Annotated in this window: 21 protein-coding genes; 3 read left to right on the top strand and 18 right to left on the bottom strand. The window is 39.2% G+C overall.

All coding sequences use genetic code 11. The annotated features are described in order from the left end of the window. The 11 genes from ACHWSC_RS08340 to ACHWSC_RS08290 form a co-directional block, all read right to left on the bottom strand. A complete protein-coding gene (locus tag ACHWSC_RS08340) occupies positions 1-498 on the bottom strand; it encodes an NADH-quinone oxidoreductase subunit C (protein ID WP_394676440.1) in 498 nt (165 codons plus the stop codon). After that, positions 499-1,050, bottom strand: coding sequence for an NADH-quinone oxidoreductase subunit B (locus ACHWSC_RS08335; protein WP_075990308.1), 552 nt, complete (start codon positions 1,048-1,050; stop codon positions 499-501). It abuts the gene before it with no gap. Positions 1,051-1,115: 65 nt separating this feature from the next. Continuing rightward, a complete protein-coding gene (locus tag ACHWSC_RS08330; RefSeq protein WP_394676439.1) occupies positions 1,116-1,490 on the bottom strand; it encodes an NADH-quinone oxidoreductase subunit A in 375 nt (124 codons plus the stop codon). A gap of 119 nt (positions 1,491-1,609) precedes the next feature. Further along, a complete protein-coding gene (locus ACHWSC_RS08325) occupies positions 1,610-3,391 on the bottom strand; it encodes a tetratricopeptide repeat protein (protein ID WP_394676438.1) in 1,782 nt (593 codons plus the stop codon). Positions 3,392-3,416: 25 nt separating this feature from the next. Continuing rightward, complete coding sequence (locus ACHWSC_RS08320; RefSeq protein ID WP_394676437.1) at positions 3,417-4,343, bottom strand: PstS family phosphate ABC transporter substrate-binding protein; 927 nt, start codon at positions 4,341-4,343, stop codon at positions 3,417-3,419. A gap of 330 nt (positions 4,344-4,673) precedes the next feature. Further along, positions 4,674-5,561, bottom strand: a complete 888-nt coding sequence (locus ACHWSC_RS08315) for an energy transducer TonB (protein WP_394676436.1) — start codon at positions 5,559-5,561, stop codon at positions 4,674-4,676. A 31-nt stretch (positions 5,562-5,592) separates the two neighbouring features. Further along, on the bottom strand, positions 5,593-6,150 hold the full coding sequence (locus tag ACHWSC_RS08310; protein ID WP_075990314.1) for a biopolymer transporter ExbD: 558 nt from the start codon (positions 6,148-6,150) through the stop codon (positions 5,593-5,595). Between the two features lie 24 nt (positions 6,151-6,174). Next, on the bottom strand, positions 6,175-6,837 hold the full coding sequence (locus ACHWSC_RS08305; protein ID WP_075990315.1) for a biopolymer transporter ExbD: 663 nt from the start codon (positions 6,835-6,837) through the stop codon (positions 6,175-6,177). Between the two features lie 101 nt (positions 6,838-6,938). After that, on the bottom strand, positions 6,939-7,763 hold the full coding sequence (locus ACHWSC_RS08300) for a MotA/TolQ/ExbB proton channel family protein (protein WP_075990316.1): 825 nt from the start codon (positions 7,761-7,763) through the stop codon (positions 6,939-6,941). A gap of 433 nt (positions 7,764-8,196) precedes the next feature. Continuing rightward, positions 8,197-8,547: a translation initiation factor gene (locus ACHWSC_RS08295; protein ID WP_286897841.1), complete on the bottom strand. Its 351-nt coding sequence runs from the start codon at positions 8,545-8,547 to the stop codon at positions 8,197-8,199. Between the two features lie 4 nt (positions 8,548-8,551). Then, entirely contained in the window at positions 8,552-9,430 is an 879-nt protein-coding gene (locus tag ACHWSC_RS08290) for a diacylglycerol kinase family protein (protein ID WP_075990318.1), read from the bottom strand. Between the two features lie 304 nt (positions 9,431-9,734). On the opposite strand from ACHWSC_RS08290, the gene metK reads away from it, so the two are divergent. Both metK and ACHWSC_RS08280 read left to right on the top strand, forming a co-directional pair. Continuing rightward, positions 9,735-10,988 carry a methionine adenosyltransferase gene (metK, locus tag ACHWSC_RS08285; protein WP_182982394.1) on the top strand — a complete coding sequence of 418 codons (1,254 nt, stop codon included), beginning with the start codon at positions 9,735-9,737 and terminating at the stop codon, positions 10,986-10,988. Between the two features lie 169 nt (positions 10,989-11,157). After that, on the top strand, positions 11,158-11,562 hold the full coding sequence (locus tag ACHWSC_RS08280; RefSeq protein ID WP_198386003.1) for a Dabb family protein: 405 nt from the start codon (positions 11,158-11,160) through the stop codon (positions 11,560-11,562). Here the strand turns inward: ACHWSC_RS08280 and ACHWSC_RS08275 are convergent. From ACHWSC_RS08275 to ACHWSC_RS08250, 6 genes are read right to left on the bottom strand one after another with little or no spacing between them, the layout of a single operon-like run. Then, complete coding sequence (locus ACHWSC_RS08275) at positions 11,555-12,883, bottom strand: DUF58 domain-containing protein (protein ID WP_394676435.1); 1,329 nt, start codon at positions 12,881-12,883, stop codon at positions 11,555-11,557. The genes ACHWSC_RS08280 and ACHWSC_RS08275 overlap by 8 nt on opposite strands. Further along, positions 12,883-13,872, bottom strand: a complete 990-nt coding sequence (locus ACHWSC_RS08270; RefSeq protein ID WP_394676434.1) for an AAA family ATPase — start codon at positions 13,870-13,872, stop codon at positions 12,883-12,885. Before ACHWSC_RS08270 ends, ACHWSC_RS08275 begins: the two co-directional genes overlap by 1 nt. Continuing rightward, the gene (locus ACHWSC_RS08265) at positions 13,869-15,062 is read right to left on the bottom strand and encodes a DUF4350 domain-containing protein (RefSeq protein ID WP_394676433.1); all 1,194 of its coding nucleotides are present in this window, start codon (positions 15,060-15,062) and stop codon (positions 13,869-13,871) included. The genes ACHWSC_RS08270 and ACHWSC_RS08265 overlap by 4 nt, the downstream gene beginning before the upstream one ends. Next, a complete protein-coding gene (locus ACHWSC_RS08260; RefSeq protein WP_394676432.1) occupies positions 15,059-15,940 on the bottom strand; it encodes a DUF4129 domain-containing protein in 882 nt (293 codons plus the stop codon). The genes ACHWSC_RS08265 and ACHWSC_RS08260 overlap by 4 nt, the downstream gene beginning before the upstream one ends. Then, positions 15,930-16,841: an ABC transporter permease gene (locus ACHWSC_RS08255; RefSeq protein WP_088163327.1), complete on the bottom strand. Its 912-nt coding sequence runs from the start codon at positions 16,839-16,841 to the stop codon at positions 15,930-15,932. Before ACHWSC_RS08255 ends, ACHWSC_RS08260 begins: the two co-directional genes overlap by 11 nt. Beyond that, entirely contained in the window at positions 16,832-17,794 is a 963-nt protein-coding gene (locus tag ACHWSC_RS08250) for a stage II sporulation protein M (RefSeq protein WP_145328835.1), read from the bottom strand. The genes ACHWSC_RS08255 and ACHWSC_RS08250 overlap by 10 nt, the downstream gene beginning before the upstream one ends. Positions 17,795-17,908: 114 nt before the next feature. Between ACHWSC_RS08250 and ACHWSC_RS08245 the strand changes: the two genes are divergently transcribed. Then, positions 17,909-18,640: an RDD family protein gene (locus ACHWSC_RS08245; RefSeq protein WP_394676431.1), complete on the top strand. Its 732-nt coding sequence runs from the start codon at positions 17,909-17,911 to the stop codon at positions 18,638-18,640. A 285-nt stretch (positions 18,641-18,925) separates the two neighbouring features. Here the strand turns inward: ACHWSC_RS08245 and ACHWSC_RS08240 are convergent. Then, the coding region (locus tag ACHWSC_RS08240) for an ACP S-malonyltransferase (RefSeq protein ID WP_394676430.1) at positions 18,926-19,497 on the bottom strand (572 nt) is incomplete at its 5' end.

Raw genomic sequence — 19,497 nt, 5'->3', positions numbered from 1 at the left:
TTAACGGCCGAAATACAAATCTTTCTTATCTACGCGATTTGGATCCTCTAAGGGATATTCCTTACGCATTGGAAACACCTCCATATCATCTACATTCAAAATCCTTCTCAAATCGGGATGCCCTATAAAATTGACGCCAAAAAAATCAAAAGTCTCACGCTCCATCCAGTTCGCGCCTTTCCAAACGACGGTTGCTGTTGGAATCTCAGGATTCGGCCCATACAAAAAGACCTTCACTCGGATTCGGATATTATGAACGAGACTATGAATATGATAAACCACAGCAAACTCCTTTTCTAAATGCGGATAATGTACCGCCGTAATATCGGTCAGATGAATAAACTGCAACTCCTTATTCGATTTCAAGAAACGAAGTACATCAATCACATCTTCCGTATCCACGACAATCGTCAATACATTGTGCGCATCTTGAATTTCGTTAATCTTTGCCGGAAAATTTCCTTGGAGTTTATCCAATAAAAAACTGTTTTCCATCATCTATTTATTTGTATGTATTCCGTACTTCTCAAGCAGCGCTTTGTATTCGGGTGTATTTCTCCGGTTCAATGATTCATTCTTTACAATATCCTGTAGACGCAACACACCATCCAAAATTGCTTCTGGACGGGGAGGACAACCAGGCACGTACACATCAACCGGTATGATTTCATCTATTCCTTGTAAGACAGAATACGTATCGAAAATACCACCACTAGAAGCACAGGCCCCTACAGCAATTACCCAGCGCGGCTCAGCCATTTGCACATACACCTGCTTTAACACCGGGGCCATTTTCTTAGCAATGGTACCCATCACCAATAGCATATCTGCCTGACGTGGCGAAAAGCTCGGGCGTTCGGCACCGAATCTAGCCAAATCGTAAGTAGAGCCCATCGTTGCCATAAACTCGATACCACAGCAGGATGTGGCGAAAGGCAAAGGCCATAACGAGTTGGCTCGGGCCAAGCCAATGGCTTTGTCCAAACTTGTCGCAAAAAAACCTGCGCCTTCTACTCCCGGAGGAGCTTCTGCCAATTTTATATCACTCATGAAAAGTCGATTTTATAAAGGTTTAAGTATCATTGACCCCAAAGAGCCAACCATCACGGGAATATCTAATCCCAACTCAATGCTTTTTTCTTGATCACATAGATAAAGCCCAACAAGAGCAGTCCCATGAAAATAAACATCTCGATCAAGCCCTGTAGTCCCATTTCCCGGAAGTTGACTGCCCAAGGATACATGAAAATAACTTCAACATCAAATATGACAAACAGGATAGCGACCAAAAAATATTTTATGGAGAAAGGCTGCCTGGCATTTCCGACAACTTCAATTCCCGACTCAAAAGCTCCAAGCTTGTTTTCTGTGCGGACTTTTGGTCCGATAAGATGTGTAATAATTATGGTACCTACTCCAAATCCAACAGCAACAAGAAGCTGTATAAATATAGGCAAGTAGTCCATCGGCATACTATTGGCTTGCTCCATCTCAATTAAAATTTATATTGGTAACTGTCTCTAAATATAGAGATTCCACGGTAAAAAACAAAACAAAAAAGGCGTAGATATTACTATCTACGCCTAATTTAGAATGATTTTACTTAAGCTTATTTCAGTGCACCTAGGTACCCTTGAACAGCTTCATTCGTTGGATCAATTGCCAATACTTTTTGGAAGCTTTCCTTCGCTTTAGGAAGATCTTGCTTCACATAATAGTAAAGACCGATATACGTGTTTGCATCAATCAAATAATTCTTATTCTTCTCTTGTGCTCCACGTTGATTGATAGCTTCAATTAATTTTTGGAATGGTACTACGAAATCACCTTTTGGTTGTTCCAAATTATCTGCCGTCAATGCTGCAAAAGCTTTGTAATAAAGCGCATTGATCAAATATTTATCTTGTGCTTCTTTATTATCTGTACTTTCAATAACAGATAAGAAAGTCTGTGCTTTTTGCAAATCGGCAATTGCTTTGTCTCTCAGTTCTTGATTAACGACCACTTGTTCCTCATTCTTGCTACCAGCATCTTCTTTAGCACCTATTTGATAATATGCTTCACCTGCATAGTAGTTTGCATCAAACAAATACGTCTTATTATCTTTGTAAGAAGCCACCAATTCAAATAAAGAGGCTGCTGTCTGCAATTCTTGCTCTTGGTATTTCGCAAATGCTAACTCAGCTGTTTCTCCCAACAATTCTTTGTCTAAATCAATTGCTTTCTTAATATCGGCAATGCCCTTTTGAATATTCGCTGTATTCTCTGCTGTCAACACGCCAGCCGTGCCATCAGCCGCTGGCTTAGGGCTATTTGCCGCAATCTCAGACATACCTAGATACATATAATCCAATGGAATTACACGATCTTTTTCCATTTTGCTAAACATCTGGTTTAAGTACTCCAATGCTTTCGGATAATCTTTAGCTTTTTGGAAGGCGATATAACCCAAATAACGATAGATTTTTGGATCTACGGAAGGGTTTTTAGCTAATTCCTCAGAAACTACCTTCAAATCGTCATATTGACGTGCGTAAACCAAGAAATCGGCGTAACGGATTTTAGCTTCCAATGAATTATCACCCGCAACTTCCAGGTATTTTTTGTATTGTTCAACACCTTTTTTATTTAACTCGACATATTTCTCGTCAGAAGTACCCGGTAATCTAGACCACTGGTTGTATGTTTCAGCCAATTCACGGTAAGTCGGTGCGTAAGCCGGAGTTTCCGCCGCAATAGCTTCCAATTGTGTGATAGCCTCATCAAATGCTTGCGCACCACGTACGATTACAGCCTGTCCAACTTTCGCTTGTACTGAATTTGGATCGATATCAGTCGCTTCACCATAGCTTGTATAAGCCAATGAACCTTCTTTTAAACCACGGTATGCATCACCTAATGCGATAGGAATTGCAACATCTTTTTTGTTTTTTTCTTTCGCTTGCGTTAGGTATTCCAAAGCTTTCGCATAATCGGGCTCAGGCGTTTTTATATATGCACGACCGATTTCCAATAATGGCTCGTAATCTTTCTTACCTAATTTTGCGGTTGCCAAAGCGAATTTAGATTCAGCGCTCGCTTTATCCTTTTTCATTAAGTCAACATAGCCCAAACCTACATTGTTGATTGTAGCCTTTGGATCAGCAGCCAAACCTTGGTTGAAAATCGCAGCGGCAGAATCCGCTCTGTCGTTTACCAAATAAATTTGACCCAAATAGAAATAATTATCTCCATTCTTAGGTTGCTTAGTCACTAACTGTTGAAGGATAGTTTTCGCTTTACCATAATTTTCAGCCTCGATGGCTGCTCTAGCATCTTTCAAACTTTGTGCACTTACGGTGCCCACAGATCCCGCCAATAAAAGACTAAATAATAATTTACTGTTTGTCATAATCTATTTTTGTACTATTTATTATCTATTTAATATAACTTTCATCTCTAATAATGATCTCACGTCCAGGCATTGTAGCAGGAACCAATCCAGCTTTCAATACAATACGCTGTCCACGATCTCCTGTCAAAAAGGCACTGAAGCCTAAACCCAAGCCCACATTCGGCTGATAGTTCATAATGTAGACAGGTCTTACAAAAGGATATAAGCCGTCGGCGATAGTCGATTGGGATGGTCTATAAAAACTGACCTTTTCGCCCTCCTTACCAACACTTTCGATGCTCAATGTACGAATTTTATCCAATAAATTCGAATTTTTTTCTACAGCTTTTAAATACCAATTATAACCAATAACGCCTACTGTATTCGCATTCTCGCTCACATATTTCATCACATCCTCACTATCTTTCAAAGCAGAAACACCTTTCGGATCGATTTTGTTCAATTTAAAATAATCTTTCAAATAGCGCAGTGTGCTTGAATTGGCGTTGTCAAAGATCAGTCGTTGTCCTGCTAAGTTACCTTCCAACAAAGACTTAACGTCTTTTTGATGCATTATAGTATCAGCACTGTTACGATTATTGATCAATACAACGGCATCCGACGCCATTTGGAATATTTTAGGTTGAATCCCTCGCTTTTTAAAGTAGCTATCTTCCTCATTTGTCAGCTTGCGCGTCAAAACAACCACATAGGCCGAATCGCCTAGCAATGCATTCACCGCTTTAATTTCAGGACGAGCGATAAGCTCCAAACTCGAATTTGGATAAGAGCTCTCAAACACATCCGCAGATTCTTGGATAATAGGCAACAAAGTTTGATCCACAATAACGGGCAGCTTACCTGTTAAAATATCATCGCCCTCTTTCGCTTGCTTTGTTTTATTTTTGCAGGAAACAAAAATGCCCACACAGATGCCAAGCATCACAAGAACCATTTTATATTTTCTCATATGATACATCATAAAATAAGACAGTTTAATTAAAAAATAGTTTAATTTTTGAAGAGAGAATTGGTTGTAGCCAAAAAGAAGAGGGCAGTTAATTAAAAATTATTTTGCCAAAGCCGCACAAACCGCATAAAAGAATACAGGATCAATACGACACCAAAGATTGTTTTGTAGGTTGGATTAATCTCAATGGGAAAATTGTCCCAGAATATAATCAAAAGGCCCAAAACAAAATAAAAGCCAAACATAAATAGTCCCAAAATAGACAGAAACCGCTTCAGAGGCGATTTCTGTCTATAATTTGAACTATTATTCGAATTAAAATTTGTCATTCTAATTTTGAAGGTTCAATCGAATTGGTAAAGTGTACGCTACACGAACTGGACGACCATTTTGAATACCAGGTTTCCATTTCTTCGCTTTCTTAAGCAACCTTACGGCTGCATCACCAGTACCATATTTCAAATCGCGTTTGATATTGATGTCTGTTAAGCTACCATCTTTTTCTACAACGAAAGATACCTCAACGACACCATTTACACCATTTTCAGTTGCCGCAGCTGGATACTCGTAGTTTGAACCTACCCAAGACATAAATGCTTGCATACCGCCTACAGGCATTGGCTGAACCTCGATGGCATTAAATGGAAGAATTTCATCTCCATTACCATTTGGATCGCCTTTTGCAGCACCAGTGATCGCGCCATCTTGTTTTTTCGAACCAAATTCACCACGTGCAACAGAAGTACCAGTCGGGCTACCTTTCAAAGTAATACGCGCTGGCGTTTTATTTGGATCTTTCAACTCTTCCTGAGAAGCAACTTCTTCCACAACTTTGTTTGCAGGAGCTACTTTAGGTTCAGGGAAACGAACCAAATCTTCTTTCGGTACATCCATAGCCACTTGTTGAGGTTTTTCTTCCGGTTCTTGTGGAAGCGGCTCCTCTTCTTCAGGCTCTGGTGGTTTGATTTCTTCAAGGTCTTCCAAAGTAACTTCAGTTACTGCAGGAGGAGCCTCAACGGCTTTCTTCGGGAACAGCTTACTTCCATAAACACTAAGGAAACTGGCTATGACTACAATGCCGATAACGACAAAAAGTCCCCTGTTAGTCGCTTTAGGCGCTAGCTTACGAAGCTCATAAGCTCCGTACTCCTTATTGCGGCCTTGAAAAACGACGTCAAGCCATTCTTTCTTAAAAATATCTAATTTTGACCCTATCATCTTATTTTAGTTTTTTGTGTCAATCTAATAACTAATCATTATAGATATTGTCACGTTTTAACACGTCCACTTCCTCTGGAGTAATCTTTCCGATCATATAGCGTTTGACGTCTACAATTTTCATCTCGTCAAGAATGTCAACAAGATTACGTTGTGTACATTTATCACTCGGTCTTATGATTACGATCATGTCTTTACCGCCTGAAACGCGAGGTACATATGCCTTTTTCTCCATCAAAACCTTACGAATCCCATCTGCACCGTAACCAGCAACAGTAGGACCTTCGATCGGACGAGCAACTTGACCATATACCCAAGAGACTTTATTGTCAGAACCCAATAAAATTGTCAGGGAGCGATTATCTGCTGTAAGCAATTCATCGCTTTGTTGCTCCTTAATTTTATTTTTGTCTGGCATAGCCACATCCATCGCTTGCGGTTTATTTAAGGATGTGGTCAACATGAAGAAGGTAATCAACAAGAACGCCAAATCCACCATCGCTGTAAGGTCGACCTTACCGCCATTCTTCTTGGATCTTACTTTCCCGCCTTTGCCTTTTTTACCACTATCCTGATTTAATTCTGCCATTGTTTGTTCTTATTAAATCGTCAATTATTTCTCCTCAGCACGCATGCCTGTTATGAAACTAAATTTGTTTTGCTTTTGATTGCGCAACGTTTCAATAACTAAATTAACCGAAGGATATTTTTCATTCGCATCTGCTTTGATAGCCATCTTTAAAGGTCCTGGATGCACGAAGTTTTTATCAGATGCTTCCTTTTCCTTATTTACTTCCTCAGCTGCAAGACGGGCATTTTGAACCCAGTAATACAACTCATTTGAAGTATTCTCTGTACTATCAACCGGGATACCAGTTTGCAGACCTTTTTCTGTACGCTTACTACCATCCAAGGCCAACAATCCTTTCAATTTAGACATTGGTACACCAAAGTTTTCCATCAATTTGAAACGATCATAATCTTCTTGTGAAAAGCCAACGCCATATTTTGCTGACATTCTTTCTAGTGCTTTTACGCGAACCTGTTGATCAGTCGTACCGAAGAAAACTTTACCTTGATCGCCTATTGTGATCATACCCACATTTGAATCAGGTAACTTATCTTTTGTAGTCGATGCTGGGGTATCCACCGTCAATGCTTCCGGTTGGCGCGCAGTCGCCGTTAAGACGAAGAACGTAAGCAGTAAGAACGATACGTCACACATCGCTGTCATGTCGATCGACGTACTGGCTCTTTTTACTTTTGCTTTACCCATTTTAAATTCTTCTTTTTAAATTAAAAACTCAATCTTCTATCCTATGATGCTTTTGATTTTTGATTTCCATAAAATAAAATCAAAAACTTTCATCATAGTTCTTATTTGTGGTTTGCAGCGTATGTTTGTACGATTGAGAAACCAGCTTCGTCGATAGAGTAAGTTAATTTATCGATTTTTGCAGTAAAGATGTTATACAATACGATAGCGAATGTTGAAGTCGCGATACCAGTTGCTGTATTGATCAAGGCCTCAGAGATACCGTTTGCCAATTTAGCTGAATCTGGAGCACCACCTGTTGCCAATGCCGAGAAGGCTTTGATCATACCTGTTACCGTACCCAATAGACCACATAATGTACCGATAGAAACTAATGTAGCGATAACGTTTAAGTTTTTCTCTAACATTGGCATTTCTAATGCTGTAGTTTCTTCGATTTCTTTTTGAATTGCAATAGCAGCTTTTTCAGTGTTTACTTCAGGATCTGCAGATACTGATTTGTATTTCAATAAACCAGCTTTTACAACATTTGCTACTGAACCTTTTTGTTTGTCACACTCAGCGATAGCTGAATCGATGTTTCCACCATTAATCAATGTTTGAATTTTACGAACGAAGTTTCCTACGTTACCATTACCAGAAGCTTTGTTAATAACGATAAAACGTTCTACTGAGAAAACCCATACCATCAAGAATAAACCAAGCAAAACAGGTACGATAGCCCCAGCATGGTAAACCATTCCTAAGTAGTTACCTGGATTTGGAGCATTTTCAGGATTGTTGTCAACGAAGTTAGTTGGATTGCCCATCACAAATTTCCATACACAGAAACCCACGATGAAACAGATGATGATTGCAGCTTGAGCAAAGAAAGATCCTCCGTTGTTGCTCTCTTGTTTTGCAGCAGTTTTAGGTGCGTTTGCCATTTTTCTAATTTTTAGTTTTTTACTGTTGTTTAAATATATAATGTTGTTTAAATTATATGCACTCTTATTCGCTTTTGAAACCAATTTTGCAAAGCAAATTTAATATTTAATGTCAAATTTAAAATATTCATCTCAAATATATAAAAAAAATCAAATTTGTTTTTTCAAACTGAACACACCATTAATCAGTGTTATTTTTCTCAGCAGTTCCCGTTATATAATCATTATTACTCTATGCTAAATCGCTTATTCGCAATAATTATTTTACAATGAAAGCCATTTTTTTTTTGATATGCAAAAAAATCAAGGATTTTAAACGACAAAAAGTAAGTGATTACTCATGTTTATAAAGAATCAAACATCCTACACTCAAAGCATACTTGCCTAATAAACAATCCATTAGATTTACCACGATTATCCCTGATATACTTGTTTAACCACCAACTAATTTTACGCGATACCCCTCTTTAAGTAACAAATCATAGATCTTTTGTTTAAACTCTCCCTGAATGATGATCTCCCCATCCTTCACTGTCCCCCCCACTCCGCACTTCGTTTTCAACAATTTACCTAAATTCTCCAAGTCTTCCGCTTTTCCAACAAACCCCGTAACCAACGTAACAACTTTCCCCTTCCGCATTTTTCGGTCAAGCTGCACTTTTAAGTTTTGCTGATTTACAGGTAACGTATCTGCTTCCTGAAAAAAATCAGCCAGCTGATAGCTGAAGCTGTCATCTGTTGAATATACAACGCCCTCATAGGACTGTTTCTTATTTTTACTCATGATCTTAACAAATTATCTTTAACGCTTTTGGCATAATAGAAATATCCAATTTATCGCCAAGTTCGATCGGCTCCCCATCTACATGAACCGGTGACACCTTATCAATCTCGATCTGTATGTTCTTTCCAGGAATAATCTCGACATAACTGGATTGATCTGCAGATTTATTAAAAAGATGGAAAATCATCTTTGGCAAAATGTAAAGCGGAAATTTGTGCACGATACAGACATCCAAAATGCCATCGTTAACCGAAGCCTGTGGTGCGATATAGGCATTATTTCCATATTGGGGAGAGTTCGCTACACTGATCATAAACGCTTGCCTTTCGTAAACCTTTCCATCAATCGTTAATTTATAATGGGCAGGTTGGTATTTACTGAGCACATTAAAAACGGACTTCATGTAGCCCAAAGGTCCACGAATATTTTCATTGGCAAAATTTTCACTTACAGAGGCATCAAAACCTAAACCCGCGATATTAAAAAATCGTCTATCATTAATTACACCACAATCCACCTCTATCGATTCAAAACGATTAATCCGACGGATAGCAGCAGCTTCATTCATTGGAACCCCCAAGTAAAGCGCCAGACCGTTACCAGAGCCTTCAGGAATAATCCCCAATGGAATTCCAGATCCTACCAAAGCGGAGCCCAGTTCATTGATCGTCCCATCACCACCGACCGCGATAACTGCATCATAGCCTTCTTTGACCGCTTTCAGCCCAATTTCGTAAGCATGGTTCGGTCTCGCGGTCTGCTGAAAAGTAGGATCAAACTTCTGCAGATCAAGCACATCCAGCACTTGTTTTTTAAAGGAAGTTTTATTTTTTCCCCCTGAAATAGGATTAATAACAAACAGTATTTGTTTACGTTCTGACATATCCAAAGATAGCGGAAATTACCAATTTCTTAAAATAATGTAATCTTTATACTGATTAACGCACTTTCCTATGCTTTTAAAAGTTAAAATATAAATTTGATTTTAAATAATCCTTAAAGTATTGTAGCTTTGTCGCACAAAAAATAGAATGTGGACTGATTTGCGTGCTGTTGCGTTACAAGGCAACGACAAGGAGATTGCAACCACAGTAAAAAAGTGCTAAAAACCCTTCGCTATCACGGCTCTTATCACTTTGCTGTTATTTCATTCTAGCGCAAATCCAATATTAAAAATTACGTAAAGCATGGCTTATTTATTTACGTCAGAATCTGTTTCTGAAGGGCATCCAGACAAAATTGCGGATCAAATTTCAGATGCATTAATAGACAATTTTTTAGCATGGGACGAGGATTCTCGCGTCGCTATTGAAACACTAGTAACCACAGGACAGGTTGTCCTTGCCGGGGAAGTTAAATCAAACATATACCTCGATGTTCAGAAAATAGCCCGTTCGGTGATCCAAAAGATTGGCTACACCAAATCTGAATACATGTTCGAGGCAAACTCCTGTGGCGTTCTTTCGGCGATTCACGAGCAGTCTGCTGATATTAACCAGGGCGTAGACCGCAAGACAAGGCAAGAACAGGGTGCGGGCGACCAAGGTATCATGTTCGGTTATGCAAACAACGAAACTGAAAATTTTATGCCTCTGGCATTGGACCTATCGCATCGCTTACTTTATGAATTGGCCGAGCTACGTCGCGAAAATAACGAAATCAAGTATTTGCGCCCGGACGCAAAATCTCAGGTTACCCTTGAGTATAGCGACGATCACAAACCAAAAAGAATCGAAGCAATCGTAATCTCCACACAACATGACGACTTCGATACGGAACAAGTTATGTTGGATAAAATTACACATGACATCAAAACGATTTTAATTCCTCGTGTTAAAGCACAATTGAAACCAGAACTTCAGTTGTTATTTAACGATGAAATTAAGTTTCATATCAATCCAACTGGAAAATTTGTTATCGGTGGACCTCACGGAGATACAGGACTTACCGGTCGCAAGATCATTGTCGATACCTACGGCGGCCGAGGTGCACATGGTGGAGGGGCTTTCTCAGGAAAAGATCCATCTAAGGTAGACCGTTCAGCTGCATACGCAACGCGCCATATTGCCAAAAACTTAGTGGCAGCAGGTGTTGCAGATGAAATTCTCGTACAGATTTCCTATGCAATTGGTGTAAAAGATCCTATGGGAATCTATGTAAATACCTATGGAACGAGCAAAGTAAATTTGACCGATGGTCAGATTGCTGAAAAAATTGCTCATTTGTTTGACATGACTCCCTACGGAATTGAAACGCGTCTGGGTCTGAGAAATCCAATTTATTCAGAAACGGCTGCCTATGGACACATGGGAAGAACACCAAGAAAAGTAACCAAGGAATTCGAAAGCTCAACTGGCGAGAAAAAGCAAATTGAGGTTGAACTTTTTACTTGGGAAAAACTGGATTATATCGATAAAGTGAAGGAAGAGTTTGGGATATAGCATTCAACATCTATCAAAATATAAAAGGGAGGCATAACGTCTCCCTTTTTGTTTGCTGAAAACGTCTATTTTTCATTAACCACAAAAACCCTTCTCTCACGATAAGCGTCATTGCTATTGGTGAATTCACGAAGGTTTTGTATCTTAAAGCTTCTAAACCGTTTCAATCATGAAAAGACGCAACTTTCTTCTAGCACCCATGGTGCTCGTAACTGCTCCCACATGGGCAAATACAGTTCAATCGGATGAGGCTATCGAGTCCAGCACCATAGTACACGTTGTCAATTTTTGGCTAAAAAAGGATCTCAGTGAAAAAGAAAAAAAGAATTTTGTTGGATTTTTTGAGGACCTTCGAAAAATCGACGTCATCAAAACGCTCAATTATGGAGTTCCGGCGCAGACAAACCCGAGACCTGTCGTAGACAACAGCTTTGACTATACGTTGATAGTCACTTTCAAAAACCTTAAAGATATTACAACGTACGAGACACATCCGATTCATTTAAAAGCGATCGAAAAATATCAACATCTTTGGACAAAAGTAATGGTCAAAGATACCTCCATCATTAAATAAGGCCACGTGCCTTAATTTCCAAATATTTATTGATGGAGTTAATGGTCAGGTTTTCCGGTGCTGTATAGATTGTCTGAAACCCATTACGAATCAGTTCCTGTACGATAAGTTGTTTCTCATAGATAAACTTTTCAGCAATGACCTGGTTGTAAATATCTATTGTCTTTTTCGGTGTACTCTTCGCTAAATCCTCTATTTCTACGTTTTTAAAAACAACAACGACAATAATGTGGCTTCTATTCAACATCGACAGATAATTTAGCTGACGTCTTAAGGAATCTAAGGTCTCAAAATTTGTATAGACAAAAATAAGCGAACGTTTATTAATATGTGCATTGGCATAACTATATAATCTTCCAAATTCCGACTCCTCAAATTTGGTCGACACCTGGTATAGTGCTTCCGAAATCTTGTGCATTTGATTATTCCTCTTCTCAGCGGCTATAAATGCATTGATATCCTTTGAAAAGGTTAATAATCCGGCACGGTCCTGCTTTAAGATGGTCGCATTGGAAAGAACCAGCGCAGCATTGATCGAGTAGTCCAATAAGGTAAGACCGTTGAATGGCATACGCATTGCCCGACCTAGATCAATAAAAGAATAAATTGGCTGAGACTTCTCTTCTTCGTACTGATTGACCATCAGCTTCTTTACTTTTGCAGATGCCTTCCAGTTCATGTGTCTATAGTCATCCCCCTGCACATACTCTCTAACATGGTCAAATTCCATAGCCGAACCAATCCGTCGAATACGCTTTATCCCCAGTTCATTCAACCGATTACTTGTTGCCAAAAGCTGGTATTTTCGGAGTTGAATATAGGATGGATAACAGGGTATTTCCTGTTCTTGATTGGTAACAAACCTTCTTTTGAAAAATCCAAAACGCTTTACCAAAGCCATACAACGACCAAACTGATAAACTCCCCTTTGTGTGGGTCGCAAGGAAAACGAAATTTCCGAGCGCTGAAAGGCCAGCAAACTTGTCGCAAAATCTTTATCCCGAATTTGAAGCTGTACCGGAAACTCCTCCAAAATATCAACTTTTGTCCCAAACGGGTAAAAAGAATTCACAATCAGCCGCATCGGGTTTTCATCGCCATTGGATAATTTTTCAGGATATATCCTTGTGACCTCAATTCGCCCCTTTCCTGAAAACAAGACAATAAAATCAAAAGCCAAAACAGCCAACCATATCCAAAAAACAATCCAAGCCACAATCAACAATCCTTTAACGAAAAAAGAAAATGTAAAGAGTGTTGCTACACCTAATAGGGAGTAGAAGAATTGATTTGTTAGAAAAAGCTGCCTTAATTTCTTCATTATCTTGGAATTTCTACAGAATTAATGATTTGGTCGATGACATAAGCGGTGGTAAATCCTTCCATTTCTCTTTCTGGAGTCAACATGACACGGTGGCCCAGTACGGCAGATGCTACCCTCCGAATATCCTCAGGAGTAACAAAGTCTCGGCCTGTCAATGCAGCTGAAGCCTTTGCTGATTCTAACAAAGCAATAGAAGCCCGCGGTGATGCCCCAAGCGTCAAACTTGGATTAGTTCGTGTCTTTATAATAACTTGAGCAATGTAAGTTAACAACTCCTCGTGAACAAAGATTGATTTGATCAATTTCTGGAATTCTAAAATTTCTGCGGCCGAAACTACAGCCTGAACCTGATCCTCTTTATTCGCTGCTTTTTGGGCGTGGTGTTCCTTTAATATTTCCAGTTCCTGTTCAAGTTCAGGATAATCCACATTGATCTTAAACAAGAAACGATCGAGCTGAGCTTCCGGCAGTCGATAAGTACCTTCGTGTTCGATGGGGTTTTGTGTCGCAAAAACAACAAATGGTCCTGGCAATCGATAGGTCGTTCCATCGACCGACACTTGTTGCTCCGCCATACTTTCAAAAAGTGCAGCTTGTGTCTTTGCCGGAGCACGATTGATTTCATCGATTAAAACAATATTTGCAAAAATAGGTCCCCTACGAAATTCAAATTCATTACTTTTCAAATCGAGTATCGACGACCCTGTTACATCCGAAGGCATTAAATCCGGTGTAAACTGAATCCGCTTGAATTCACTGTGAATAGTTTTGGCTATCAATTTTGCGGATAATGTTTTTGCCACCCCAGGTAAGCCCTCGATCAAAGAATGCCCTGAAGCCAAGATCGAGATTAAGAGCATGTCAATCAGTTGATCTTGCCCAACGATTACTTTTTTCACCTCCGACTTTACCTGCGCCATTTTATCGAATAAAACGGACACATCTATTCGGTTTTCAAAAGATATATATTTATCGAAGTCACTCATATCATTTTTGCTTTATGTTTAAACTCTTCTATTGTATCATTAATCAATTTGAGATCAGCCACATCATGTTGTTTAGCATCTTCCATACGAACAATCAGCCTGATTAAAGACTGTGTCTCTGCGAGCGAAACCCCAGACCGCTCAGCCAGTTCCTCACTGAACTCTTCTTCCCGCAACATCAGCGTGTCCAAATGAAACCGCATCCGAAGATCGTGCAGGAAGTAATCTATTTTTTTTGCGACCATATTACCTGGTGCACCATTTTCATAATATAAAGTAGCGATGGTTCCACAGAACTCCTTCGAGAGATTTGGTTCCGGACTCACTACCGCCACAGCCCGCTGCTCACGTCTACTTCTAAACACAAGCAAAAGAACTAGCCCCGCTAACAAAACATACCAGGCTTGCCGAAGACCATCATTCATAAGCAATACGCGCAAAGGAGTCCGATATTGATCCATATTCGCTTTAAAATCATACCAAGCGATCGGCTTATCATTTAGATAAGATAACGACTTAGCAACATAGGCATATTGCGAGGCGGAATTCAGCAAGTAATAGTTCCCAAATAAATCAGGGGTCAGGTGAAGATAGAATGTTCCTTTACCAAATTGAACCGCGATGAAGTTCGGTAGCGCAAATTCCTTATAGGTGATCGATCCCAAAATAGTCGCATTTTTAGGAAGTTTTTTAAATACTTCGCCAAGATCTGATTTACTGTAATGAATTTTATTGTTATCGTTCATCAACCGCACGCGCAACTGACTTTTTATATTTACACCTTTTTTAAAACCATAGAAATTATCTGCTTTCAAACCCAGGGAATCCAATAGGTAATTATCAATATCCTCGGCTACAATCATTGCTTTCCCACCCCGGTTTACATAATCCAGTAACTTATCTTCCGCTGCTTCACCCATCGAAAAATAGGACGTATAAAAAAATAAGTTAGCGTCTGTTTTCTTTGTGCTATCCAGATACTCATACAATGGTCGCTCAATCGTTGTATTCTTTTGATCAATGATATGCTTCAGTTCTTGACGCAATACATAAGCTCCAAAGGGATTTTTATCCTTTGCATCAAAAGTCCGATCCCAGATAATAGGTTTCTTACTTGTTGCATCGATAAGAGCTATTAGCACTAACACAACAGTCAATAATATCAATCCAAATTTTACCGATCCCTTCATTTAATCTGTTTTTGATATTGGTGAAACAATTGCTGATATTGACTAAAATTGTCTTCTGTTAATTGAAATTGACCAAACCAGACATAATCAAATATTCTTGTACATTTAGCAAATCCACGACGGAGCTCCTCGTTTTGAATCTCTTCTGCAAATTCAGCATTTGTTTTGCTCAGCTTCCATTTTATATGATCTGATTGCGCTAGTTTCTGAATATTCAATAGCTGTAAGTATCGGATTCCCAATGCATAATTCCTTTGGGCAATAGCCTCCTGAATATAAGGTTCTAGGTTGCTATTCATCAGATTTCGCTCCACATAGGCTAAAACGTCAAGTTCACTCTCTTCTTCACTATGTTTAATAAAATATTGTTTCCTGTTGTAGAGCACTTTATAGAGAATAAATGCTAATGCAATAACAGCTAAAAAGGCAAATACATAGCCAAACTCTTCCCGAAATTTATAGGGATTATCTGGCATAATACTTCCAATCCAATCCGCGAGCCGCGCAAGGATTCGCTGTAATGCTCCTACCCGATCTTTGATATTTTCAGAATAAACAAAATCGTCCGTCTCGTATCTTTTGATGATATCCTGATAAGGATCCATTTTAAACGAACGTTCTTCGGTATATTTTGGAATCGAATCAAATAATGTTGGATCCCACAGGTCAATTTCGTCTTTTTCCGGTTGGCCATTAGGAGCCTTTACGGCTATCGAGTCAATAGCGACAGAATCGGCTACCACCAAGGTAGAATCTATTCTCACATTGAGCGAATCGATTCTATCACTATTGGAATCCGTGTCCCTTGGTTTTGGATCACAAGCATAAAAAACCGATAATAAGGCGATACCAAAAAAAACGAAGAGTCTATTCACCATTTCCTCCTATCTTTTCGATCATGCCATAAATACGTTCTCCAAATTTGAGATCCTTGGCCGTTTCGTAAATAATACCGTTGGCCAAAACACCGGACATATACAGAAAGAGGGTAAATAGTGTGATAAATAAGCCCCCAAATGTCATCAGCAGTTTTCCCCAGGATGAGTCAAAGAAAGCGGCATCTATTCCAAGGAAGTTGAATGACAAAAGCCCCATGATAATCAATGGCACAATGGAAATCATCATGACAGCCATTTGGAAAATAAAATTCACGATATAGGTGGCAATACCATACTGAATCAATTTTTTGCTCAGCATCACATAGGCATCTGTAAAACAGCTCCCTAGATCCGAATAACCTTCCCTATAAAAAAGAAAAGAGCAAAACAACCATATCCCAACCATGGACCCCAAAATACCGATCGCAAAACTTCCGACGAAAGGGATAAAAGCACAAATTGCAGCGACGATGGCCAAGGGAATAAAGACGACAATTAACGCCAATATCATGGCAATCAAAAACATAAAGTATTTCCCGAGGTTTGATCTGAAATTCTTCAGCACCTCCGCACCCGAAAATGCTGTGCTTTTGCGCTCTTTGAGCAGTACAAAATATTCGATAGAAATACCATAAACGTACAGCCCCAAAGCTATCAGCGCCAAAATGAGTAATCCAGCCCAAGTAAAAGCATCGATATCTTCAAAAGAATCACTGTTGGCAGAGAATGTGATTTTTGTAGACAGAAAATAATAAACCAAGGCAATCCCCGCCAGTGGCAGAGCAGATAACCCAAAAATAGTAGAAACAAAGTGCCTATAGATCAATTTAAAAAGGTCTATAAAACTTTGGACAAAGTCCCCTATCTTCCGTTCTTTTTGAAATTCAAAATCTATTTCCATTGAAATCGTTTTGCTAGTCGATAAGGATTAATAACATAAAAATAAAGGATAGCCAGTAAGGATAAAACGATAATCAATAAGCATAACCAAACTGACACATTATAATACCGTGTTACAAAACCTTCCAATGTACCAGCGATAATAAAAAAAGGAATTGTGCTGACGAGAACTTTCATCGCAATCTTTGCTGTGCGGACAAAAGATGTTAAACGTGTGAAAGATTTAGGAAATAGAATGCTATTACCGATGGCCAACCCACATCCTCCAGCCACAATAATTACCGAAATCTCAATAGTGCCATGAATCCAAATCGCCGACATGGCTTTCCCCATAACGCCGTACTGGAAAAACATATGGTGAAATGCACCAAGCATAATACCATTGCTAAACAAAACATAACCTGTGCCTACACTAAAAAATAGACCAGCAGCAAAGGCCATAAAGGCAACCCGCACATTATTAATCGTAATCCAAATTGCTGACCCAAAGTTACTCCCCTTTCCATATACCGCAGCAGGATCTCCTGCTTTTATGCTTTCTATCGTCGAATCGACATAGTAGTCACCTAAAATAAGCCGAATAAAATCCATATCGTATACAGACGACACAAAACCAATGACCGAAGCCAAAACAAAAATTAAAAAGGAGTATAACAAAGGTCTACGGATGGACCAAATTGCTTGTGGTATCTCTTCGGTGATAAAAGATTTAAACTTATTATTGGAAGCTTTCTGATCTTTATAGATTTTCTGATGGACGGTTACGGCCAGTTCATTCAGATAAGCCTTTACCTTACTTTCAGGATAAAAGGTTTGCGCGTACGCCAGATCATTTGTGAGCTCAATGTAATTTGAGGCCAATTCATCTGGATCAACCTGCATATTAATTGATAAATTATTTTCAATTAACGTCCATTTTTCTTTATTTCGTTCTACAAAGGATGCTTCTCTCATTAATTTTTTTAACTGGCATAACCAAATATAGGAAATATCCATGATTGAAAAGCACAAATTAGAGCTAAAATGACCTAGATATGCTATATTACATTAAATTCAACTAATTTGCATATGAATAAGCTTGAGATAAATACGGCACAAAATGTAAAAATCGAATATAATCTTGCCAGTCTTGGCTCAAGAATGATCGCATTTGCAATAGATTATTTTATTATAGTCTGTTATTATTTCTTTTGCTTCTTTCTCTTGGACAGCATAAACATGAACGCAGGAGATCCCTATCTCTTTTATGGGATTATGATGGCATTGACCTTACCTGCATTTTTTTATACTTTGATTACTGAAACAGCTTTCGGAGGCCAGACAGTCGGCAAGAAAATCATGAAAATAAAGGTCGTCAAACTTGACGGCTCCCGGGCCAACTTCTATCAGTACTTGTCTAGATGGAGCCTATCTATCGTAGATATCTGGATGACGATGGGTGGTGTCGCCATTACTTCGATCGTTTTATCCAAAAATGGACAACGCATTGGAGATATTGCTGGTGAAACTTCTGTTATCAGCCTCAAACCTACCTTAAAATTGAGCGACACAATCTACGAAGAGACATTCGACAATCACCCTATCCTATTTCCACAAGTGATTAAATTGAGCGACAAGGATGCTAATTCGGTCAAAGAGATCTATCAAACAGCTTTTGACAGAAGAGACGTAGGAATTTTAACGGCTTTAGTACAACGCCTGGAAAAGGTGATGGAGGTAAAACATCCGGAAAAAATGACCCCCAATGATTTTGTACTGCAAGTCATGAAAGATCATTACAGTATGTTTAAGGATAAATAGTTTTTAAGCTCATAGTTGATTCGGCATTCTCTCGGTCAAAAGACGGATATCGATCGGAACTCGTTCGGTGTTTCTTCGCTTCCAACCGAAGAAGTACCGAACGAGCTCCGAAGAAGCACCGAAGAAGCACCGAGTAATCTCCGAAAAAGATCCCTATGTCTTATCCATTTTTACAGGTAATTCTTGATGTGATTTCGATTTTTCGTTCATAAAAAATGCCCTCAAAAAGTTGGACACTTTTTGAGGGCACTGCAAAATAATTCCTTTTTTATACTGAATATTTTGTTACGCGGTCACTGATGCTGCGGAAGTCTGAACTTGACGGTCGACCTTCTTAACCAATCCCTGCAATACATTTCCTGGACCAACTTCTACAAAAGCTGTTGCACCATCGGCCAACATATTTTGTACTGTCTGCGTCCACCGTACAGCGCCAGTTAATTGCGCAATAAGATTTTGCTTGATAACCGCTGGATCTGTCTGTGGTTTGGCATCGATATTTTGATAAATCGGACAGCTAGGCGACAAAATGTCTACAGCTTCTATAGCCGCTTGCAATTCCACTTTGGCGGATTCCATCAACGGTGAGTGAAATGCTCCACCCACGTTTAATTTTAATGCGCGCTTAGCACCAGCCTCGGTCAATAAAGCACAAGCTTTATCCACGCCTTCAATAGATCCCGAAATAACCAATTGCCCAGGACAGTTATAATTTGCAGCTACCACGACATCATCAACCTGAGCACAGATATCTTCCACTATAGCATCTTCCAGTCCTAATATCGCAGCCATCGTTGAAGGTTGAAGCTCACATGCTTTTTGCATCGCATTAGCACGTTGTGCAACCAATTTCAAGC

Source organism: uncultured Sphingobacterium sp., from assembly GCF_964277905.1.
In the GTDB taxonomy this organism is placed as follows: Bacteria; Bacteroidota; Bacteroidia; order Sphingobacteriales; family Sphingobacteriaceae; genus Sphingobacterium; species Sphingobacterium siyangense.
Note: the sequence above shows the minus strand (reverse complement) of the source record. Positions and strands in the feature narration are given on the sequence as shown.